A 21,882-nucleotide genomic window follows, 5' to 3' on the forward strand; every position below is an offset into this window, starting at 1 on the left:
TTATTCCACTGTAATAGCTTCTTAGTACGCTTTCAGGTTTGCCGGGTCAGGCAGTGTGGCAGGCCACAGGGTCTGTCTGCAGCGAACTTAACCATCTTAAGAGGCAACATCATGACAATCATAGGTAACTTTATTGGCGGTAAAACCACTTTCAGCGCCAGCAACGAAACCATCCCTGTTTACGATCCGGCAACCGGCAAAGTGGTCCGTGAACTGACGCAAAGTACCGCTGATGAAGTGGCTCAGGCAATTGGTGTCGCGCATGACGCGTTTTCAGCCTGGTCTAAAACCTCACCGCTGCGTCGCGCCCGCGTTCTGTTTAACTTTAAAGCGCTGATGGAGCAGCATCGTGATGAGCTGGCAGCGCTGATTGTCTCTGAGCATGGCAAAGTCTGGTCCGATGCACTGGGGGAACTGACGCGTGGCATTGAAGTCATTGAGTTTGCCTGCGGAATTCCTCATCTGCTCAAAGGCGAATATTCCCCGAACGTCGGCGGCGGCGTTGACAGCTTCTCGCTGATGCAGCCGGTCGGCGTTGTTGCGGGCATTACGCCGTTCAACTTCCCGGCGATGGTGCCATTGTGGATGTTCCCGATCGCACTGGCCTGCGGTAACACCTTTGTGCTGAAGCCACCGGCGCTGGATCCGTCTGCGGCCGTGCGTATGGCTGAACTGCTGACTGAAGCGGGCCTGCCGGATGGCGTATTTAACGTGGTGCACAGCTCTAATGAAGATGCTGAGCAGCTCTATAAAGATCCGCGTATTGCCGCGGTGAGCTTCGTCGGCTCTTCAGGCGTCGCTGAGCATATCTATAAAACCGCCAGCGCCCACGGCAAGCGTGTGCAGGCATTTGGCGCGGCGAAAAACCACGCCATCGTCATGCCGGATGCCGATCTGGATGCCACCGTTAACGCCATCATGGGCGGTGCGTTTGGTTCTGCCGGTGAACGCTGTATGGCACTGCCGGTTGTTGTCGCCGTGGGCGATGACACTGCCGACAAACTGATTGCCCGCCTGACACCGCTGGTGAAAGCGCTGCGTATCGGCCCGGGAATGAGCCAGGGTGCCGATGAAAATGAGATGGGTCCGGTTGTCTCTGCCGCGCATCAGAAGAAGGTGCTGGGTTACATCGACAAAGGCGAGCAGGAAGGCGCGAAGCTGGTGGTCGATGGCCGTAACGTGCAGGTTGCGGGTCATGCAGAAGGTTACTACGTTGGCGGCACGCTGTTTGATAATGTCACTTCGGAGATGGTGATCTGGCGTGAAGAGATTTTTGGGCCGGTGCTGAGCATCATGCGCGCACCGGACTACGACAGTGCACTGCAACTGGTTAACAGCCATGAGTTTGGCAACGGCAGTGCGATTTTCACCAGCAACGGTCACACCGCGCGTGAGTTTGTGCAGAACGTTGAAGCGGGCATGGTGGGTGTCAACGTGCCGGTTCCGGTGCCGATGGCATTCCACAGCTTCGGTGGCTGGAAACGTTCTGTGTTTGGTGCGCTGAATGTCCACGGGCCGGATGGCGTGCGCTTCTATACGCGCATGAAAACCGCCACCGTGCGCTGGCCGTCCGGTCAGCAGACCGTGTCTGAATTCAGTATGCCAACCTTAGGCTAATTTATTTCAACGTCGATCACGGTGTGCGACCGGCAGGATACTCTGCCGGTCGCTTTGTTCGCTGGCATTGCGCCCGCGTAACACTCGCCGTGTTAATCGTGACAGAGAGGAGGATCAGGATGTCTTTACTGTCGAAAGCACAGGCCCCTGACGCGCAGGGCCGTATTCAGCATGTCACGCCTGAGCGCGCTGGCTGGCGTTATGTAGGGTTTGATGCTTATCTGCTGAAGAAAGGGGAAACCCTGCGTCTCAACAGCGGTGATAAAGAGCTGTGTCTGGTGCTGGTGGCCGGGCTGGCCTCGGTGAAAACCCGCCATGCTGAGTTTTCTGGTATTGGTAAGCGCATGTCGCCATTTGAGCGCGTGCCGCCTTATTCCGTTTATGTGCCGCATGACGATGAAGTTGAAGTTTACGCTGACAGCGATCTTGAACTGGCGGTCTGTAACGCGCCCGGTCAGGGAAATCTGCCTGCACGACTGATCGCGCCAGCTGATGTTGGTGTTGAGCATCGCGGAAAAGGGCGCAACCAGCGCCTGGTGCATAACATCCTGCCCGACACTGAACTGGCTGACAGTCTGCTGGTGGTTGAGGTTTATACCAACGAGGGTGATACCAGCTCTTATCCCAGCCATAAGCATGACCAGGAGGAGAGTGAAAACGAAACCTACCTGGAAGAGACCTACTATCACCGTTTCGATCCGGAGCCTGGTTTTGCCATGCAGCGCGTCTACACCGACGACCGCTCACTGGATGTCTGTATGGCACCCTATAATCGCGACGTGGTAATGGTACCGCGCGGCTATCACCCCGTGGCGACGCTGGCAGGTTATAACAACTACTATCTGAACGTGATGGCAGGGCCAGTACGGTTGTGGAAATTCAGCTGGGAGAAAGATCACGCCTGGGTGAACAGCGACAGCTATCCGCGCAAAGCGTAAGTCACTGCGTTTTTATCAGTGCGTGGATAGCATCAAAAAGGGCAGCCGATTAGGCTGCCCTTTTTACTGTGCGGAACGCAGGTTACTGAGCCGAACTATCGGCATTGTTCAGAGCCAGTGACACCGCCAGCGTCTGCGCCAGGCAGAGTGAGGCAACCTGCGAACGGAAGCCATCGACCTGCGCTTCGCGTACCACAAAGCAGACATCGCTGAAAGCGGCCAGCGGGCTGACCTGGCTGTCGGTAATAGCAATCTGATGCGCGCCACGTTTGGCACCCATTTCCACCACTTCGACCGCTTCACGTGCATAAGGCGAGTAGCTGATCGCAATCACCACATCTTTCGGGTTTACCAGGCTGAGCTGCTCGGTAAACATCCCGCCCAGGCCATCAATCAGAAACGCGCGACGCTCCAGGTGACGCAGCGCGTATACCAGATAGGAGGCGACGCTGAAAGAGCGACGCAGGCCGATCACATAGATGTTCTCCGCCTCATTCAGCAGTTTTACCGCCTTGTTCAGTTGCTCAGGATTAACCTGCATCGCCAGCTGCTGCAGTGCCTGGCTGTTGACCATAGTAAAAACGTTAAGGATCTCTGCCGGACTTTCAGGCGCACTGGCGCTGTCATCCGTGGAGGTCTGACGAAACAGACGCGCGCGCTCGGTATAGTTGACCGTCTCCTCCATCAGGTGCTGACGAAAAACCTGTTTCATTTCGTTGAAACCGCTGAAGCCAAACGCATTCGCAAAACGGATCAGTGTCGACGGCGGCACATCGGCCTGCTGGGCAATGGAGGCGACGGTGTCGAAAGCAATACTGTTACTGTTATCAAGGATGTAGCGCGCAACCTGTTTAAGACGCTTGCTCAGCGTTTCGTAGCGGCGACGAATATCGTCCTGCAAGAGAGAAAGTTGGGTGGGATTATTGTTCATCACTTCTGCCCGTATAATTAGAATAATGGCTGCATAATGAGCGCTATATTATCAGATGGATGGAAAATTTCATTTCTTTGCGTCAACGATGCAGTTTATTTCATGGCTTTATGAAATGGTTCACAGATTAGCTTTAGCGCCCGATGCGTGACTTTTCGCGAACAATGTCAGGATGAAAGCCGGGATGAAATGCCAGCAGGCTGGGAGGGTAACCAGTAAAAAACGCCATCCCGGTTGGGATAGCGTGATGAAAAAGTCTGTCTCTGCGTGCTATGAGTTCGCGCCGGCGCAGGTAACATGGTCAGATTGGAAAGTCGCTTAAGCCATCCATGGCCGCTCATCCCGCGCCGTCCCTGGCGCGGGACGCTTTGCTCCTCTGACCATGTTACCTGCGCGTTGAGCTTATTTGTTGCTGCAACATTTACCCTGCCTTGAGTAAGTCAGCAGTCTGAGGCCATCGCGGTTGAGACAGGTCATAGCAGAGCAGCAAATCAGGCGCGGGCAGCGCGCCAGTACTCAATCAGCCGCAGATAGTTGCCTTTTACGGTTTCTATCAGTGCCTGGTCGTCCAGTTCACCCTGTAACCACTGGCGCGAAGGCTGGCCAAAGATGGTGCGACCCACCGCAAAGCCTTTCACCCACGGCGCCCTGGCCGCAGCCGCAAAGCCCGCTTTAAGCTTCTCTTCGGGTGCATCCAGACCGAGTAACAGAATGCCGCGACAGTGGGGATCCTGCTGCTCAATCAGCGTGCTGATTGCCTGCCAGCTCTCTGCCGACAGCGGTGGCAGTTTCCACCAGTCAGGCTGAATGCCCAGACTGTAGAAATGCGTGAGCATATCAAGGTAATAGGCTTCATTCTTATCCGGATTGCTTTCCGGCAGAATGACCTCCAGCAACAGTTCATGACCGCTTTTGTTACAGCCATTCCAGACGTCGAGCACCACATCATCCTGCTCTTTACGCAGTTCAGCGCTGTCATGGGGATGATAAAACACCAGACATTTCACTACGTGCTCGGCTGGCCAGTCGATCAGCTGCGAGCCAATGTTGCCATGCTCCAGGCGCAGCGGACGTGAGCTCGGCAGCTCAATCGGGCGGCCAATCCACCAGTTCTTACCGGTGATGGCATTCAGCGCTTTCTGTCCATAGGTGGTATCCGCCAGAATGCCGCTTTTGTTCTCTAAGCCCGCCTCTCCGGCAGCCTGCTGAGCGGCTTCCAGCAGCAGCAGTTTCAACTGTGGAATGCGGCTCTCGTCGACACCGGCTTCCTGCGCCATGTCCGCCAGCTGTTTGCGATGATCAAAAGCGAAAACGTTCAGCTCGGGCCACGCCTGCTTGCGGGTGGTCACGCGGTGAAGATGGTTAAGGCGGCTATCAAGATCGGGACGTTTCACCGCTTTGTCGCGGCTCAGGAAGTCATCCAGTTCCGCTTTTGTTGGCATGGCAGGGGCACAGCCGTGGCGTGAAACCACCAGCGCTCCGCAGGCGTTGGCGTAACGGCATGCCTGCTCCCAGCCTTCATCATTCAGCCAGCCGCGCAGCAGGCCAGACATAAAGGCATCGCCTGCGCCCAGCACATTGAGAACCTCGACGCGCACGCCAGTGTGCAACTGAGTCTCTTCCCAGCTATCCGGAATATCCCCTTCAAACACCACGCAACCCAGCGGACCGCGTTTGCAGACCAGCGTTGCCTGACTTGCCTTACGCACGTTCTTCAGCGCAGTCAGGGTGTCGGTGCTGCCACCGGCAATATGAAACTCCTCTTCGGTGCCAACGATCAAATCGAAGTAGTGCACCACTTCCTGTAACTGCTGCGTAACCTGGGAGGACTCAATGAAACGCGTTTCACCGTCACCCAGAGAGGTCAGTCCCCACAGGACGGGGCGGTAATCAATATCCAGCGCCGTGCGCAGACCGTTGCGGCGGGCGATATCCAGCGCTTTCAGCACGGCTTCACGCGTTTGTGGATGCGATAAGTGCGTGCCGGTTACCGCTACCGCACGGGCAGAGGTAATAAAGGTTTCGTCGATATCTTCCGGCACCAGCCCCATATCAGCACAGTTATCACGGTAGAAAATCAGCGGAAAAGTCTCTTCATCTTTAATCCCAAGGATTACCATGCCGGTCAGACGTTTTGCATCGGTGATCAGGGCATCGGTGTTACAGCCAACACGCTGCAACGCTTCACGCAGAAAGCGACCATTATGCTCATCTCCCACCCGCGCCAGCATCGCCGATTTGAGCCCCTGAATCGCGGTGCCATAGGCGACGTTGCCCGACGATCCGCCCAGATATTTCGCAAAGGAGGTAACATCTTCCAGTCGCGCTCCGATTTGCTGGCCATAAAAATCAACGGCGATGCGCCCGATACAAATCACATCAAGCGGCTTCTGTTGTGTACTCATACCTGTGGTTTCCTTCTGTGATTAGCAGAGCGGGCGGGCGAAAAGACCGACACCATGTGCGCTCTGCTTCCGGGTCTGTGGGTGTCTGACGAACGATAGGGGAATTATGAGGAATAAAAATTCCATATTCAATACGAAATGAAATATCCATCGCAATTTTGTGAACCAGTTAAAACTCCTGATTCCCTTCCGCCTGCGCCGTCTCTGTCGTCACGATGTGCGGTATGTCAGGGTTGTGAAGGGGATCGCAGGAATCCGCACGCCAGTCAGGCAAGCTGCCGCATTGAAATGAATTTTTTCATCATGCACCACACTCTGTTAAACGTTCCAGATTTCTCTTCTGCAATCCCCCGCCAGACCTGAAGCAGGCATTAAATTTGATCTCACTCGCAAAATGAAATGTTTCTTCTGTAATCGTGTTTTATGAAAAATATATTTGTTTATAATCGCCTCACGTTTCAGTTATTCCGGTCGCCTTTTCCGCCGATGACAACGCCTGGCGTGCTGTCGCGGAAGTCGGGGTCCACCAGCATGTAAGGAAGAATATGGGCACTATCAGACTGACCACGGCACAGGCGCTGGTTAAATTTTTAGATAATCAATTTATTGATGTCGATGGCGTTGAAACGAAGTTCGTCAAAGGCATCTTCGCGATCTTCGGACATGGCAACGTGCTGGGTCTGGGCCAGGCGCTGGAACAGGATAGCGGCGATCTGATGGTTTATCAGGGCCGTAATGAACAGGGTATGGCCCATGCCGCCACCGGCTTTGCCCGCCAGTCACTGCGTCGCCAGATTATTGCCTGCAGTTCATCCGTGGGGCCTGGTGCGGCGAATATGATCACTGCCGCCGCGACGGCTACTGCTAACCGCATTCCTCTGCTGCTGCTGCCCGGCGACGTCTTCGCTACCCGCCAGCCCGATCCGGTGCTGCAACAGATTGAGCAGAGCTACGACCTCAGCATCAGCACCAACGACGCCTTCCGCGCCGTCAGCAAATACTGGGATCGCGTCAGCCGCCCGGAGCAGCTGATGTCCGCCTGTATTAATGCCATGCGCGTACTGACCGATCCGGCAGAAACCGGCGCGGTCACGCTCTCTCTTCCACAGGATGTGCAGGGTGAAGCCTGGGATTACCCGGACTATTTCTTCCAGAAACGCGTGCACCGTCTGGATCGCCGTCTGCCGGTGGCGGCGCAGCTGGCGGATGCCCTGACGCTGATAAACCGTAAGCGCAAGCCGATGATTATCTGTGGCGGTGGTGTGAAATACTCCGAAGCAGGCGAGGCGCTGCGCCAATTTGCTGAACGTTATCAGATTCCTTTTGCCGAGACGCAGGCGGGCAAAGGGACGCTGGTCTCTGACCATCCGCTGAATGTCGGCGGCGTGGGTGAAACCGGCTGTCTGGCCGCCAACCTGCTGGCAAAAGAAGCTGATTTAGTCATCGGCATCGGCACCCGCTACACCGATTTCACCACCGCATCGAAATGGATTTTCCAGCATCCCGATGTCAGCTTCCTGAACATCAACGTCAGCAACTTCGACAGCTACAAGCTGGATGGCGTGCAGCTGCTGGCCGATGCCCGCGAAGGGCTGACCGCGCTCACCGCCGCGCTGGCCTCACAGCACTACAGCAACGACTGGGGCAATCAGATTGAGCAGGCGCAGAGCCAGCTGCTGAAAGAGACACAGCGTGTCTACCAGGTGGAATATCACGATGGCGACTTTGTGCCAGAGATTGCTGACCATCTCGACCGCGAAGCGGTGTTCGCTGAATTTAACCGCCTGACGCAGTCGCTGCTGACGCAAAGCAGCGTGCTCGGCACCTTAAACGAGCAACTGCCGAAAGACGCCGTGGTCGTCGCGGCGGCAGGCAGTCTGCCGGGCGACCTGCAGCGCGTCTGGCGCACCAAAGATTACAACGCCTACCACGTCGAATATGGCTACTCCTGCATGGGTTATGAAGTGAATGCCGCGCTGGGTGTGAAGCTGGCGCAACCGCAGCGCGAGGTCTATGCGCTGGTCGGTGATGGCTCCTTTATGATGCTGCATTCAGAGCTGGTCACCTCAATTCAGGAAGGGGCGAAAATCAACGTGGTGCTGCTGGATAACATGACCAACGGCTGCATCAATAACCTGCAGATGGAACACGGCATGGACAGCTTCACCACCGAGTTCCGCTTCCGTAATCCCGAAGGCGGCAAGCTGGACGGCGGCTTTATTCCGGTCGATTTCGCCGCGATTGCTGCCGGTTATGGCTGCAAAACCTATCGCGTCACCACGCTGGAGCAGCTCAAAGCGGCGCTGGAAGATGCCCGCACTCAGACGGTTTCCACCCTTATCGACATCAAAGTGCTGCCTAAAACCATGATCCACAAATATTTCAGCTGGTGGCATGTCGGTGTGGCGCAGGCCTCGAAAACCGAACGTGCGCAGGCGGTGGCGGACACGCTCAACAGCCATCTGGATCAGGCGCGCAAATATTAATTTCCGGGCCGTGCTGCGGCCCGTTTTCCTCTTCTCCGTACGAACCCTACACAGGTGTAATTATGACTTTGAAACTTGGCGTCATCGGTACAGGTGCAATTGGTCAGGAACATATTCGCCGCTGCAGCCATGTGCTGCAGGGTGCTCAGGTGGTTGCCGTCTCTGACATTAATGTCGACGGCGCGCGTGCCGCACTGCAACGCCTGAACATTGAGGCGGAGGTGTTCGAAAATGGGCACGATGTGATTCAGTCGCCGAATGTTGATGCGGTGCTGGTCACCTCATGGGATCCAACCCATGAAGAGTTCACCTTAGCGGCGATTGCCGCCGGTAAACCGGTCTTTTGTGAGAAGCCGCTGGCGATGAGCGCCGAGGGCTGTCGCCGGGTGGTGGATGCCGAGATTCAGGCAGGTAAACGCCTTGTGCAGGTCGGCTTTATGCGTCCTTACGATGCGGGCTATCGCGCCCTGAAAAAGGTGATTACCGATGGCGACATCGGTGAGCCGCTGATGCTGCACTGCGCACATCGTAATCCGACGGTGCCAGAGAACTACACCACGCCGATGGCGATCACCAACACCCTGATCCACGAGCTGGATGTGCTGCGCTGGCTGACAAACGACGACTATAAAACGGTGCAGGTGATCTTCCCGCGCGTGACGTCGAAGTCGCATGGCCAGCTGAAAGATCCGCAGATCGTCCTGTTCGAAACCCACAAAGGGGTGCGCATCGACGTTGAGATCTTCGTTAACTGCGCTTACGGCTATGACATTCAGTGTGAAGTGGTCGGTGAAGAAGGGATTGCCCGCCTGCCGGAGCCTTCTTCAGTACAGCTGCGCAAAGATGCCCGTCTGTCGAACACCATTCTGGTGGACTGGAAAGATCGCTTTATCGAGGCGTATGACGTTGAGCTGCAGGCGTTTATCAACGACATCAAAGCGGGCCAGCTTACCGGTCCTTCTGCCTGGGATGGCTTTGCCGCCTCTGTGGCAGCCGATGCCTGCATCAAAGCGCAGAACAGTGGTGCGATTGAGCCGGTAGAGATGCCGCCGCGTCCTGCTTTTTATAACTGATTCAGCTGTCTATGCGGCCTGGCCGCTCTCCGCCTGGGAATAAGAAAATGAACAAAGAGAACGTAAAACTGGCGATCGCGCCGATCGGCTGGACCAATGATGACATGCCGGATCTCGGCAGTGAAAATACCTTCCAGCAGACCGTCAGTGAGATGGCGCTGGCTGGCTTTACCGGCAGCGAAGTGGGGAGCAAATACCCGCGCGATCCGGCGATTCTGAAGCCGATGCTCGACATTCGCGGCATCGAAATCTGCAACGCCTGGTTCAGCACCTTTTTCGCCAACGGCGACAAAGAGAAAACCATCGAACAGTTCATTGAGCACATGAACTTCCTGCATGCGATGGGCGCACGGGTGATTGGCTGCTCCGAGCAGAGCAAAAGTATTCAGGGCACCACGCTGGCGGTGTTCGAGAAGAAAGCGATCTTCACCGATGAAGAGTGGCGGTTAACGGCAGAAGGCTATAACGAACTTGCCCGCATAGCGGCAGATAAGGGGATGCGCGTGACGCTGCATCACCACATGGGTACCGGCATTCAGACCACGGAAGAGATCGACCGGTTTATGGCGATGACTGACGAGCAGGTCGGGTTGCTGTATGACACCGGCCACGTTTACTACTCCGAAGGCTCCCAGCAGAAGATGCTGGCAGTGCTGGAAAAATATCTGCCGCGTATCTTCCACGTTCATCTCAAGGATGTGCGTGATGAGGTGGTCGCCGAGGTGCGTGAGAACCATCTCTCGTTCCTGGAGGGCGTGAAAAAGGGCACCTTTACCGTGCCGGGCGATGGCGTGATCGACTTCAAACCGGTTTTCAAAATCCTGGATGATTACGGCTACAAAGGCTGGATGGTGGTTGAAGCGGAGCAGGATCCTGCGCTGGCTAATCCCTTTGAATATGCAGTGAAAGCGCGGAAATATATTCGGGAAAATACAGGTTTATAACGTGCTCTGAACAAAGGCTGGCTTTCCTGTGGAGAGCCAGCCTTTTGTTTTATTTCAGCGTAATGCTTTTCACAATGTTGTCAGCATCGCTCTGTGCCTGCTGCTGATTATCGCCTGGCAGCGTAATCTGCAGTGTCACCAGCTTGCCATCCACTTTTGCCAGCACCACGGAAGACCATGAGGTCTGGTTGTTGGCAGAAATCACGGTATCCAGCTGCTGTGCGGGCTGATCTTTCAGCGTCACAGATTTGTTCGAGACGACCTGCAGCTGCGGGTCGCGGTTACGCTGCTGCTGTTCCATGCGCTTTGACAGCACATCCAGCCCATCACTGGTCGGGTCACCGGCAATCACAATAATGGCGCGGGCACCGGTTTCATCCGCATAAACGTGCATGTTTGTGGTCTGCGAACCCAGTTTCCCGCTTTTGTCTGACATGCCTGGTGGCAGTGAGAAGCTCAGTTTGCCATCCATCAGCGTGACAGTCTGCGCCGACTGACTGGCGCTGACGCCGTTGTCATTTGCCGCTTCATCTTTCTTCTGGTCACAGGCCGCTAAGCCAAGAACCAGTAAACCCATTCCTACATATTTCACCAGGTTGCGCATCAGAATCCCTTTTTAAGTTTCCAGTCAGGCAGTAATACAACAGGAATCAGGTTGCAAACGCAACCTGATGATTGTCAGAAGATCTTAGCGGGTAATGGCAGAAAACTGTATGGGCGCTTAGCCGAAATTTACCTGACGGGCGGTCTGGCGCTCCGCCAGACGTTTCAGCGCGGCGTTGAGCAGCACGCCGTAGGCGGGCAGGAAGAAGACCATGCAAATCAGCACTTTGAAGCTGTAATCCACGAGGGCGATCTCAACCCAGTGCTGCGCCATAAACGCATCAGGACTTTTATAGAAGGCGATAAAGAAGAAGGCCAGCGTATCGCTGATATTCCCCAGGAACATGGCACAGCCCGGTGCTATCCACCACTGTGGCAGACGACGCAGACGGTTGAACACGTGAACGTCGAGGATCTGACCCAGCGCATAAGCCATGAAGCTGGCGCAGGCGATACGGGCAACAAACAGGTTCATCACTTCCAGTGCCTGCCATCCCTGCCATTCACCCTGATAAAACAGCGCGGAGACGCCGTAAGAGATAAACAGCGCCGGGATCATCACGGCCAGAATAATGCGCCGGGCCAGCGGTGCGCCAAAAATACGCACGGTAAGATCGGTCGCCAGGAAGATAAAGGGAAAGCTGAATGCACCCCAGGTAGTATGGAAACCAAAGACAGAAATAGGCAGTTGAACCAGATAGTTACTTGATGTGATCACCAGCAGGTGAAACAGCGACAACCAGAAAAGCGCATGCATGCGCTGACGCGAAGAAAATGCGAGCATATTCAACCTTTTTAATGTTGGGGTGAGGGAACCCATTGCGGGACGCCGTTCGGGCAGCGCCTGGCAGTTTTATGAGCAAAAAGCGGCGGCATCTTACCGCGTTGTGCTTTTTATGCAATGGTTAATTTTAGCGCAATCGTTATCGCCTTGATTCACCGCCAGCACGCGCTAGAATGAGCGCCCTTTACCTGAACCGAGTTGATTATGAGCGATGCTTTTTTCTCTGCCGACCATCAGCTGGATGCCCGTGGCCTGCGTTGCCCGGAGCCGGTGATGATGGTGCGCAAAACCGTACGCGGCCTGCAGGATGGCGAGACGTTGCTGATCATCGCCGATGATCCGGCGACGACCCGCGATATTCCCGGCTTCTGCCGCTTTATGGAACATGGCCTGCTGGCGCAGCAGACCGACACGCTGCCCTACCAGTTTCTGATCCGCAAAGGCATGGCAGGTTAACGACAGCCGTTCGGGCCGTCTTAAACCTTACTCTTCGATCAGAAGCCTCACACTCAGGCGCGACGACGCAGTAACCGCAACGCGTTGGCGGTGACCAGCGCAGTCGCTCCCGAATCTGCCAGTACCGCCAGCCAGAGTCCGGTCAGGCCCATCAGGGTAGTGACCAGGAAAATCGCCTTCAGACCCAGCGCAATTCCGATATTCTGGCGAATGATGCGTCGTGTCCGGCGTGCCAGCGCAATCATCGGGGCCAGATTGCTGAGCTGGTTACGCGTCAGTGCTGCATCGGCCGCTTCCAGCGCGACATCGGTGCCACTGCCCATCGCAATGCCCAGCGTCGCCGCTTTCATCGCCGGGGCGTCGTTAATGCCATCTCCGACCATCGCCAGCGGCTGTTGCTGACTCAGTTCACGGATCGCCGCCACCTTATCGGCGGGCAGCAGGCTGGCGCGATAATCTATATCCAGCTGGCGGGCTATCGCTGCCGCAGCGCGCGGATTGTCACCCGTCAGCATCAGGCTCTCAATACCCAGCTTTTTCAACGCTTTTAACGCCGCCACGGCGTCGTCGCGCAGCTGATCGCGCAGGGCCAGCGCCCCCAGCGCTTCGCCATCGCGCATCAGCACCACCAGGGTTTCACCTTCGGCTTCCTGCTGAGCAATCTGCGCATTTTGCTGCGGCGTCAGACCGGGAGTATGGCCGGGCGTCAGCAGCTGAATCTGCTGGCCTGAGACCTGCGCACTGATACCGCGTCCGGCCTGCACCTGCTGATCCTGCGCGTCAGGAATAACAAGGTCACGCGCCTGCGCGACCGACACGATAGCGCTGGCGAGTGGATGGGTCGCACCCTGTTCCGCAGCGGCGCTCAGCGCCAGTATCTCTGATTCGCCGGTCTTGCCAAATCGCAGGATCTGCGTCAGCTGTGGCTTGCCCAGCGTCAGCGTGCCGGTTTTATCAAACGCCATTCTGCGCAGCGAACTCAGCCGTTCCAGCGCCGCACCGCCTTTAATCAGTGCGCCCTGTCGCGCCGCCGCTGCCAGCCCCGAGGTGATTGCAGCGGGAGTTGAGATCACCAGCGCACAGGGGCAGCCAATCAGCAGCAGCGTCAGCCCTTTGTAGATCCACGGCTGCCAGTCACCTGCGAAGAACAGGGGCGGCACCACCATCACTAACAGTGACAACAGCATCACCAGCGGCGTGTAGATGCGACTGAACTGGTCGATAAAGCGTTCAACCGGCGCACGGTGCGTTTCCGCTTCCTCAATCAGCTGCAGGATACGGTCAATCGCGCTTTCACCTGGCTTCGACACCACTTCAAGCATCACCAGCCGATCCACGCTGGTGGCACCGGCGAGGATTTTTTCGCCGCTGGCGCGGGTTACCGGCAATGATTCCCCGGTTAACGCACTCTCATCGAAACTGGCGAGTGTGCTCATTAAACGGCCGTCGACCGGCAGGCGGCTGCCCGCTGCGACTTCAATCACATCGCCGGGTTGCAGCGCCGCCAGCGGTACTTCAAGACGTTTGCCCTGTTCAAGGCGAATAGCCGATTCAGGCCGCAACGCCATCAGGCTGGTGACACCGCTGCGCGCCCTGGAGGCGGCATAGCTTTCCAGCTGTTCGCCCAGCTGAAACAGTACCAGCACCATCGCGGCTTCGGCATGCGCACCAATAATCAGCGCACCAGCCGACGCCAGGGTCATTAATGTTTCAATGGTAAAAGGCGATCCGCTGCGGATGCGCTGCCATGCACCGCGCGCGACCGGGACCAGACCAGCCAGTGTGGTCAGCACAAACAGCCGATCGCCCCAGGCGGGCGCGAACTGGCTGAGAATGCTGCTGGCAAGCACCAGCAATGCCAGCAAAATCAGCAGGCGGTTTTGCTGCCAGCCCGGACTGGCGGGCAGGGTGGCTGACGGGGTAGCGAGCTGGAAGCCGGCTTTTTTCACTGCCTGTTCAACGGCATTTTGCACATCCTGGTCGGCGTTGACGACCAGCTTCTCGCTGCTAAACAGCACGCGAGCGTCGGTCACGCCTTTTACCTGACGGACGGCGGTTTCAATAGTGCGGGCGCAGCCAGGGCAATCCATCCCGCTGACCTGCCAGCTAAAGGGCCTGGAGCCTCGCCGGTCGCTTTCTTCGGTGGCGTCGGCGTCATTGCCAGGGCTGCTGTTACTGTCACAGCAACAGCCCGCTGTATCCGCCGTTACCGGCGTAGCAGCATGAATAGAAAGGGAGAGGGGACGGGCCTGACGAACCTGGCACAGCGGTTTTGCTGCGGCGTGGCTGGCACGCGGTTTGCCGCAGCCACAGGCGTGATGTTGATGCATATGACCTCCAGAGTATAAAAATAGCGGGACGAGCAACCCGGCTCATCCCTCCATCCTACACTCTGGAGTGAACTCCAGAGTCAAGACTATTTTCTCAGACGACCCACAAGGAGCGCACGATCATAAAGTGACCCGCAAAGTAGCAGGCGGCAACAATCGCGCTGTCAGCGGTGAAGCGACGGCGATAGTGCGAGATAAACCAGACGGCGTTTGCCAGCAGCAGCAGACCGGCACCGACCATGATCGAGAAGCTGTAATCGGTCGGGCGGAAGAAGTACTGCTCGGTTGCTATCCAGGTCATCACCAGCGTCATGCCGATAAACGTACAGACAGGCCAGCGCAGATCCTCCAGTCGGCTCCAGATGATGCCAATCAGTGCGGCACCGATGATCAGCAGCGTCAGCGGAATCGGCCAGAAGAAGGTCATGGTCATGCTGGCAGCGAAGCAAAGCGTATAGAGCAGGTGCGACAGGAAGAAAGCCCCGACGGCATAGAGCATCTGCTGACGTGGCAGCAGCGTTAACGCATCACCGACCAGCGTCGCGACCAGACCGGCCAGAATCAGGTAGTCAGTGGTCTGCAGCACCGGTGCCTGCCAGGCCAGGCCAACGAGAAGCAGCAGCGTGACCGGTTTAAACAGCCAGCGTTGCCACTGCGGGCCGCGATAGGTGGCATCGACATAGAGCCAGCCGGAGAAAAGTACAGCGAGGAAAGACCAGAGCATTGTTTCTCCCTTTTTTTACTCAAAATGGTGAAAGATCCCAAAATATCCCTTCCAGTTTAGGTTAAGCCTCTGAGATGTGACAATCAGGCAACTCTGGTTGTATGCTTTGCCGCCTCATTCATTCTCCCGCAGGCAGGAAAGCGCTATGAGCAAACCGCCGCTAATTTTTATCATCGTCCTGGCGATTATCGCCGTGCTGGCGACCCGTCAGTTCATCAGGCAACGCCGTGAAGTGGCGGTCAATGATGCGTCACCGGCGCGTTCTCTGCAGGCTGAGGTCAAAACCAAACGTGAATTTCCTTCTCCCAATCGCCGTTCACGGCAGCGCGAAGTGATCGCCGGAGAAGAGATGCGATTTGAGGTGCTGTTTCATCCACTGAACGGGGCCAGCGACATTAAAGTGCAGCTGAAAGAAGAGGAATATCACCAGCTGGATAAAGGCGCGAGAGGCGAACTGAAGATGCAGGGCACGCGCTTTATCAGCTTCACGCCTTTACAGTAACGGGCGGGCATTGCGCCCGCACGGCACTATTTCTTGCGTGGGAAGTTTTTCTTCTGCCAGGCGACCAGTTCGAACACCCCGAACAGAAACACTTTGGCCTGGGTGACGCGGTCAATCGGCGGCGCATCTTTGGTCTGCGTGGTGCGCAGTAACACCAGCTGCAGGCCATGCATCAGGATCATGAAAATCAGCGCAACGTTGATAAAATAGGTCAACGGTTTCGGGTAGGGATGAACCAGGTTAGCCAGTAAAAATCCCCACACGCAAAGCATCAACAGACGCCCCAAATTAAGTAACATCCTGCGTCTCCTGTTGACGTTGATACAAACGATAAGCCACTTGTCCGGCTATTTTCTCGCGATAAAGATCCCACTCTGGCGGCACCGGCGGTGCGCCATTTTCTACTTCACTTTCGACGTAAATCAGCGCCTGATCGGCCAGCCAGTGATTCTGCTCCAGCAACTGCAACGTCTGTTCCAGCAATCCCTGACGAAACGGCGGATCGATAAATACCACATCAAAGGGCTCGCCCGGCTGTGCCAGCCAGTTTAACGCATTGGTCTGGATCACGGTGCCATTACTGGCGCGCAGCGTCTGCAGATTTTTTGTCAGTTGCTGCGCCACCGGACGTTCCAGCTCCAGCAGGGTCGCCGATCCCGCGTAACGCGATAACGCTTCCAGTCCTAATGCGCCGCTTCCGGCAAAGCAGTCGAGGCAGCGCGCCTCTGGCAGCACCGGGGCCAGCCAGTTAAACAGCGTTTCACGCACCCTATCGGTGGTCGGGCGCAGTCCGGCGCTATCCGGCACCGGTAATTTACGTCCGCGCCACTGGCCGCCAATGATGCGAATCTGCCCGGCACCGCCTGTACTGCGGGGGTTTTTATTCATCTCGCTCACAACTCGTCATAATTTGTTGCGTAGTTTAACGGGCGAATGGGTGAGAAGAAACGTTAAAAAAGGGTGCTGTGGTGAGCTGGCTGGAAAGTGTTAGACTACTGAGTTGCTGAAGTCATGCATTATTCTGCGGTTTACGCTGGTCTGGCGCTGACCGACTTTCATTGATTTACCCCTGGAAACCACGCGCGACCAGGACAAAGCCATCGAGGAGTGTCGTCACACAATGGCAAAAGAGAAAAAACGTGGCTTTTTTTCCTGGCTGGGATTTGGCAAAGAGGAAGAGAAACAACCTGCAGCAGAGGAGCAGACGCAAGAGGTCACTGAACCTGCACAGCAGCAGACAGAACAGGAAGCCCCGGCATTAAGCCAGGCTGAAGCGCAAGCGGAAGAGACTGTCGTTATCACCGAAACGGTGGCCGGACAGCAGCGTGAGGCGGACGTCACCGCGGCAGCGCCGCATGAATCAGCACCTATGGTGCTCGATGAAGCTGAGCCGATTGAGGCCGATCCTGAAGCGCTACTGGACGTCTCCGCACCTGAACATGACGCGACACCGGGTATCGACGCCGACGACGTGGTCACGCCGATCGCTGACGAGGCTCCTGCAGACGCACCGTTAAGCGAAGAGGAGCTGACCGCGCTGGCGCTGGGCGACGCTCCGATTGTTGAAATCCCGGAGAGCGAAGCAGACGCACCGTTAAGCGAAGAAGAGCTGACCGCGCTGGCGCTGGATGACGCCGGGATCGTTGAAACGCCGCACAGCGAAGAAGAGCTGACGCGGGATGACGCCCCGATCGTTGAAACGCCGGACAATGAAGCGGAGCCGCTGACGGAAGAAGAACTGACCGCGCTGGCACTCGGTGACGCCGAAGTCACTGACGCGGAACCGGCTGATGCGTTATCCGATACCGTCAGCGATCTTCCGCTGGCCGCCGCGCCTCTCATCGTGCAGGAGCAGGAGCGTCCAAGCAAAGAGGGCTTCTTTGCCCGCCTGAAGCGCAGCCTGGTAAAAACCCGTCAGAACCTCGGTTCCGGTTTTATCAGCCTGTTCCGTGGCAAAAAAATTGATGATGACCTGTTTGATGAGCTGGAAGAGCAACTGCTGATTGCGGATGTGGGTGTGGATACCACACGCCGCATCATCACCCATCTGACCCAGCAGGCAAACCGCAAGCAGCTGCGTGACGCGGAAGCGCTTTACGGCCTGCTGAAAGCGGAAATGGCTTCTATTCTGGCGAAAGTGGATGCGCCACTGGATGTCTCAGGCAAAACGCCCTTTGTCATCCTGATGGTTGGCGTTAATGGCGTGGGTAAAACCACCACCATCGGTAAGCTGGCGCGCCAGTATCAGGCCGAAGGCAAAACGGTGATGTTAGCGGCTGGTGATACCTTCCGTGCGGCGGCGGTTGAGCAGCTGCAGGTGTGGGGTCAGCGCAATAACATTCCTGTGATTGCTCAGCACACGGGCGCAGATTCCGCTTCGGTGATCTTCGATGCCATTCAGGCAGCGAAATCGCGTGGCGTTGACGTGCTGATTGCCGATACGGCCGGTCGTCTGCAGAACAAATCGCATCTGATGGAAGAGCTGAAAAAAATCACCCGCGTGATGAAAAAACTGGATGATTCAGCGCCACACGAAGTGATGCTGACGCTGGATGCCAGCACCGGACAGAATGCGGTCAGCCAGGCCCGACTGTTTAACGAAGCCGTCGGCCTGACCGGTATTGCGCTCACCAAGCTGGATGGCACGGCCAAAGGCGGTGTGATCTTCTCGATAGCCGATCAGTTCGGTATTCCGATTCGCTACATTGGCGTGGGTGAAGGCATTGAAGATTTACGGCCGTTTAAGGCGGAAGATTTTATTGAGGCACTGTTTGCCCGAGAGGACTAATTAGGATGATTCGCTTTGAAGAGGTCAGTAAGGCATATCTCGGCGGACGTCAGGCGCTACAGGGCGTAGATTTCCGTCTGCGTCCAGGCGAAATGGCGTTTCTGACCGGCCACTCCGGTGCCGGTAAAAGTACCTTGCTGAAGCTGATTTGTGGCATTGAGCGCCCGAGTGCTGGAAAAATCTGGTTCAGCGGCCATGACATTTCCCGCCTGCGTAACAGTGAGGTGCCTTTTCTGCGTCGTCAGATTGGCATGATTTTCCAGGATCACCATCTGCTGATGGATCGTTCGGTTTATGACAATGTGGCTATCCCACTGATTATTTCCGGTGCCAGCGGCGAAGATATCCGTCGCCGCGTCTCGGCGGCACTGGATAAAGTCGGCCTGCTCGACAAAGCGAAAAGTTATCCGATTCAGCTTTCGGGCGGTGAACAGCAGCGTGTGGGCATCGCCCGGGCGGTGGTGAACAAACCGGCCGTACTGCTGGCAGATGAACCGACCGGTAACCTTGACGATGCGCTGTCAGAAGACATTCTGCGCCTGTTTGAAGAGTTTAACCGTGTCGGCGTCACCGTTCTGATGGCGACGCATGACAGCGGCCTGATCGCCCGACGCAATTACCGGATGATGACGCTGAATCAGGGACGTCTGCACGGAGGCCACGATGGTCAATAAACGCATTAAACGTCCGGCTGCACCGAAAGCGAAGCAGCAGTCGAAGAGTAAAGCGCTGAAGGGCGGCTGGCAGGAGCAGTGGCGTTATGCACTGCGCGGCACGCTTTCTGATATGTGGCGTCAGCCGCTGGCTACGCTGCTGACGGTCATGGTTATCGCCATTTCACTGACGCTGCCCAGCGTCTGCTACATGGTGTGGAAAAATGTCAGCCAGGCGGCCACACAGTGGTATCCGGCTCCACAGTTAACGGTTTATCTCTCCAAAACGCTGGATGATACAGCGGCAGAAAACGTGGTGGCGCAGCTCAAGCAGGTCGATGGCGTGGATAACGTCAACTACCTGACGCGGGAAGAGGCGCTAAACGAGTTCCGCAACTGGTCAGGCTTTGGCGGCGCAATGGATATGCTGGAGCAGAATCCGCTGCCTGCGGTAGCCATCATCACGCCGAAGCTCAACTTCCAGAATTCAGACACCATGCAGAACCTGCGCGATCGGGTGAGCAAAGTGCAGGGCGTGGATGAAGTGCGGATGGATGACAGCTGGTTTGCAAGACTGGCAGCGCTGACCGGGCTGGTGGGGCAAATCGCCTCAATGATTGGCGTGCTGATGATTGTGGCAGTGTTCCTGGTGATCGGTAACAGCGTCCGTCTCAGTATCTTTGCCCGACGCGACACCATTAACGTGCAGAAGCTGATTGGTGCTACCGACGGCTTCATCCTGCGTCCTTTCCTTTACGGTGGGGCGCTACTGGGCTTCAGCGGCGCGGTGCTGTCATTGCTACTGTCAGAAGTGCTGGTGCTGCGTCTGCAATCTGTTGTCGCCAGTGTGGCGACCGTATTTGGTACCACCTTCTCGCTGGAAGGCTTCTCCTGGGATGAGGCGCTGCTGCTGTTACTGATTTCAGCGATCATCGGCTGGGTAGCGGCGTGGCTGGCAACGGTACAACATTTACGTCGATTTACGCCGCAGTAAACGCCTGCAACATTTTTTTGTTATAATGGTCCTCTGCTGCCGAGGGTGGGTGCAGAGGATTTTTTTCCCTCTTCCCTTCCTGTCATCTGTGTGTAAAATATTCACTGCTACAATTGAACTTGTGGATAACTTTACCACTCTAAGTAGCACAGATTGCTTTCGGATCTCGCGCGACGTTGACGTAATGTATCGTCTGCGCAGGGAAATGTGCGGCAATTCCACTGAATTTGTGAGGGTTTGAATGACCAAAGAAATGCAAACTTTAGCTATTGCTCCTCTTGGTAACCTGGAGTCTTACGTCCGGGCTGCGAATACCTGGCCGATGCTCTCGGCTGAAGAGGAAAAAGCGTTGGCTGAACGGCTGCATTACCAGGGCGATCTGGAAGCAGCAAAGACGCTGATCCTGTCTCACCTACGCTTTGTAGTTCATATCGCTCGTAATTACTCCGGCTACGGTCTGCCACAGGCTGACCTGGTCCAGGAAGGCAACATCGGCCTGATGAAAGCGGTACGTCGCTTCAACCCTGAAGTGGGCGTGCGTCTGGTTTCATTTGCCGTGCACTGGATTAAAGCGGAGATTCACGAATACGTGCTGCGTAACTGGCGTATCGTGAAAGTCGCGACCACCAAAGCACAGCGTAAGCTGTTCTTTAACCTGCGTAAAACCAAGCAGCGTCTGGGCTGGTTCAATCAGGACGAAGTCGAGATGGTTGCGCGTGAGCTGGGCGTAAGCAGCAAAGATGTACGTGAAATGGAATCGCGTATGGCCGCGCAGGACATGACCTTTGATATGTCTGCTGACGACGAGAGCAGCGAAGGCCGTTCGATGGCGCCGGTGCTTTATCTTCAGGATAAAACCTCTGACTTTGCTGACGGCATTGAAGAGGACAACTGGGATGCACACGCCGCTGACAAGCTGAGCTATGCGATGGAAGGTCTGGATGAGCGTAGTCAGCACATCATTCGCGCCCGCTGGCTGGATGAAGACAATAAAACCACGCTGCAGGAGCTGGCCGATCAGTATGGTGTATCAGCCGAACGTGTCCGGCAGCTTGAAAAGAACGCCATGAAGAAACTGCGTATGGCGATCGAAGCGTAACGCACTTCAACACCTCAAGGGGCGACAGATGATGTCGCCCTTTTTGTTTTCTGCACCTGTCTATTCTACCGCCCGTATCCAGCCATCACTCTGCGCCCTGAAACCACACGCCTGCATGAACGCTGCCCGTACCTGCTGATCGTCACTGCCATCATCGGCAATCCACCAGTCTGATATCGACCTGTTCTGCCTGATTGTCTCCTCCAGCAAATACTGACCCACGCCGCGTCGGCGGGTGACATCGCGCACCGTCAGCCGGTGAATCTTGCCATGCATCCCCGAGATTTCCAGTTGCAAACCCGCCAGCAGCCGATCGTTAAAGCGCGCGGCGTAGAGACGATGTCGCTCACTCATACTCTGTTCCAGTTGTTCAATCTCCAGATCCGGCCAGACTTTGCCAAGATCGATGCGGTCCTGCGCAGTCAGCGTGGTTAAACGCTGAATAGTGAGCTTCATAACAAAAACCTCTGTAATAGGGGGAAAGTGCAGCGAAAGTATACAACCAGAGTGCCACCACATTTTCATCAATAAAACAGGTCAAAAGATGGCCTGGAT

General features: G+C 56.1%; 20 protein-coding genes. 11 read left to right on the forward strand and 9 right to left on the reverse strand.

Going from position 1 to position 21,882, the window contains the following annotated elements; translation table 11 throughout:
• Positions 1-111 precede the first annotated feature (111 nt).
• Both HZZ01_RS17405 and iolB read left to right on the forward strand, forming a co-directional pair.
• Complete coding sequence (locus tag HZZ01_RS17405) at positions 112-1,617, forward strand: CoA-acylating methylmalonate-semialdehyde dehydrogenase (protein ID WP_179898778.1); 1,506 nt, start codon at positions 112-114, stop codon at positions 1,615-1,617.
• A gap of 119 nt (positions 1,618-1,736) precedes the next feature.
• Entirely contained in the window at positions 1,737-2,555 is an 819-nt protein-coding gene (gene iolB, locus HZZ01_RS17410; RefSeq protein ID WP_179898779.1) for a 5-deoxy-glucuronate isomerase, read from the forward strand.
• A gap of 82 nt (positions 2,556-2,637) precedes the next feature.
• On the opposite strand, the gene HZZ01_RS17415 is transcribed toward iolB, so the two are convergent.
• Positions 2,638-3,486 carry a MurR/RpiR family transcriptional regulator gene (locus HZZ01_RS17415; RefSeq protein ID WP_033784214.1) on the reverse strand — a complete coding sequence of 283 codons (849 nt, stop codon included), beginning with the start codon at positions 3,484-3,486 and terminating at the stop codon, positions 2,638-2,640.
• A 491-nt stretch (positions 3,487-3,977) separates the two neighbouring features.
• Positions 3,978-5,891 (reverse strand): 5-dehydro-2-deoxygluconokinase, encoded by a 1,914-nt coding sequence (iolC, locus tag HZZ01_RS17420; RefSeq protein ID WP_179898780.1) that lies wholly within the window; start codon positions 5,889-5,891, stop codon positions 3,978-3,980.
• Between the two features lie 545 nt (positions 5,892-6,436).
• Between iolC and iolD the strand changes: the two genes are divergently transcribed.
• The 3 genes from iolD (at position 6,437) to iolE (ending at position 10,394) form a co-directional block, all read left to right on the forward strand.
• Complete coding sequence (gene iolD / locus HZZ01_RS17425) at positions 6,437-8,377, forward strand: 3D-(3,5/4)-trihydroxycyclohexane-1,2-dione acylhydrolase (decyclizing) (protein WP_179898781.1); 1,941 nt, start codon at positions 6,437-6,439, stop codon at positions 8,375-8,377.
• 62 nt (positions 8,378-8,439) lie between these two features.
• On the forward strand, positions 8,440-9,450 hold the full coding sequence (locus tag HZZ01_RS17430) for a Gfo/Idh/MocA family protein (protein WP_013359358.1): 1,011 nt from the start codon (positions 8,440-8,442) through the stop codon (positions 9,448-9,450).
• Between the two features lie 47 nt (positions 9,451-9,497).
• A complete protein-coding gene (gene iolE, locus HZZ01_RS17435; RefSeq protein WP_179898782.1) occupies positions 9,498-10,394 on the forward strand; it encodes a myo-inosose-2 dehydratase in 897 nt (298 codons plus the stop codon).
• 49 nt (positions 10,395-10,443) lie between these two features.
• Here iolE and HZZ01_RS17440 read toward each other — a convergent pair whose 3' ends face one another.
• Both HZZ01_RS17440 and HZZ01_RS17445 read right to left on the reverse strand, forming a co-directional pair.
• The gene (locus tag HZZ01_RS17440; protein WP_003852180.1) at positions 10,444-10,998 is read right to left on the reverse strand and encodes a DcrB family lipoprotein; all 555 of its coding nucleotides are present in this window, start codon (positions 10,996-10,998) and stop codon (positions 10,444-10,446) included.
• Positions 10,999-11,115: 117 nt separating this feature from the next.
• Positions 11,116-11,781 carry a 7-cyano-7-deazaguanine/7-aminomethyl-7-deazaguanine transporter gene (locus HZZ01_RS17445; protein WP_003852182.1) on the reverse strand — a complete coding sequence of 222 codons (666 nt, stop codon included), beginning with the start codon at positions 11,779-11,781 and terminating at the stop codon, positions 11,116-11,118.
• Between the two features lie 204 nt (positions 11,782-11,985).
• On the opposite strand from HZZ01_RS17445, the gene tusA reads away from it, so the two are divergent.
• Positions 11,986-12,237 carry a sulfurtransferase TusA gene (gene tusA, locus HZZ01_RS17450; RefSeq protein WP_179898783.1) on the forward strand — a complete coding sequence of 84 codons (252 nt, stop codon included), beginning with the start codon at positions 11,986-11,988 and terminating at the stop codon, positions 12,235-12,237.
• Between the two features lie 53 nt (positions 12,238-12,290).
• On the opposite strand, the gene HZZ01_RS17455 is transcribed toward tusA, so the two are convergent.
• Positions 12,291-14,567 carry a zinc/cadmium/mercury/lead-transporting ATPase gene (locus HZZ01_RS17455; RefSeq protein WP_179898784.1) on the reverse strand — a complete coding sequence of 759 codons (2,277 nt, stop codon included), beginning with the start codon at positions 14,565-14,567 and terminating at the stop codon, positions 12,291-12,293.
• A gap of 94 nt (positions 14,568-14,661) precedes the next feature.
• A complete protein-coding gene (locus HZZ01_RS17460; RefSeq protein ID WP_179898785.1) occupies positions 14,662-15,291 on the reverse strand; it encodes a lysoplasmalogenase in 630 nt (209 codons plus the stop codon).
• Positions 15,292-15,436: 145 nt separating this feature from the next.
• On the opposite strand from HZZ01_RS17460, the gene HZZ01_RS17465 reads away from it, so the two are divergent.
• Positions 15,437-15,793 (forward strand): DUF2500 domain-containing protein, encoded by a 357-nt coding sequence (locus tag HZZ01_RS17465; RefSeq protein ID WP_179898786.1) that lies wholly within the window; start codon positions 15,437-15,439, stop codon positions 15,791-15,793.
• Between the two features lie 26 nt (positions 15,794-15,819).
• Here the strand turns inward: HZZ01_RS17465 and HZZ01_RS17470 are convergent, their stop codons facing one another.
• Together HZZ01_RS17470 and rsmD are read right to left on the reverse strand one after the other, a co-directional pair.
• Complete coding sequence (locus HZZ01_RS17470; protein WP_003852192.1) at positions 15,820-16,092, reverse strand: DUF1145 family protein; 273 nt, start codon at positions 16,090-16,092, stop codon at positions 15,820-15,822.
• A complete protein-coding gene (rsmD, locus tag HZZ01_RS17475; RefSeq protein WP_010671526.1) occupies positions 16,082-16,681 on the reverse strand; it encodes a 16S rRNA (guanine(966)-N(2))-methyltransferase in 600 nt (199 codons plus the stop codon). Before rsmD ends, HZZ01_RS17470 begins: the two co-directional genes overlap by 11 nt.
• A gap of 232 nt (positions 16,682-16,913) precedes the next feature.
• On the opposite strand from rsmD, the gene ftsY reads away from it, so the two are divergent.
• The 4 genes from ftsY to rpoH all read left to right on the forward strand — a co-directional run bounded on the left by ftsY (position 16,914) and on the right by rpoH (position 21,327).
• A complete protein-coding gene (gene ftsY / locus HZZ01_RS17480; protein WP_179898787.1) occupies positions 16,914-18,581 on the forward strand; it encodes a signal recognition particle-docking protein FtsY in 1,668 nt (555 codons plus the stop codon).
• Between the two features lie 5 nt (positions 18,582-18,586).
• Complete coding sequence (ftsE, locus tag HZZ01_RS17485; protein ID WP_003852197.1) at positions 18,587-19,255, forward strand: cell division ATP-binding protein FtsE; 669 nt, start codon at positions 18,587-18,589, stop codon at positions 19,253-19,255.
• Entirely contained in the window at positions 19,245-20,228 is a 984-nt protein-coding gene (ftsX, locus tag HZZ01_RS17490; RefSeq protein WP_179898788.1) for a permease-like cell division protein FtsX, read from the forward strand. The genes ftsE and ftsX overlap by 11 nt, the downstream gene beginning before the upstream one ends.
• Positions 20,229-20,469: 241 nt before the next feature.
• On the forward strand, positions 20,470-21,327 hold the full coding sequence (gene rpoH, locus HZZ01_RS17495) for an RNA polymerase sigma factor RpoH (protein WP_003852201.1): 858 nt from the start codon (positions 20,470-20,472) through the stop codon (positions 21,325-21,327).
• 60 nt (positions 21,328-21,387) lie between these two features.
• Here the strand turns inward: rpoH and panM are convergent, their stop codons facing one another.
• The gene (panM, locus tag HZZ01_RS17500; protein WP_179898789.1) at positions 21,388-21,783 is read right to left on the reverse strand and encodes an aspartate 1-decarboxylase autocleavage activator PanM; all 396 of its coding nucleotides are present in this window, start codon (positions 21,781-21,783) and stop codon (positions 21,388-21,390) included.
• Between the last annotated feature and the right edge of the window lie 99 nt (positions 21,784-21,882).

This window comes from Pantoea sp. WMus005, assembly GCF_013415305.1.
In the GTDB taxonomy this organism is placed as follows: domain Bacteria; phylum Pseudomonadota; class Gammaproteobacteria; order Enterobacterales; family Enterobacteriaceae; genus Pantoea; species Pantoea rara.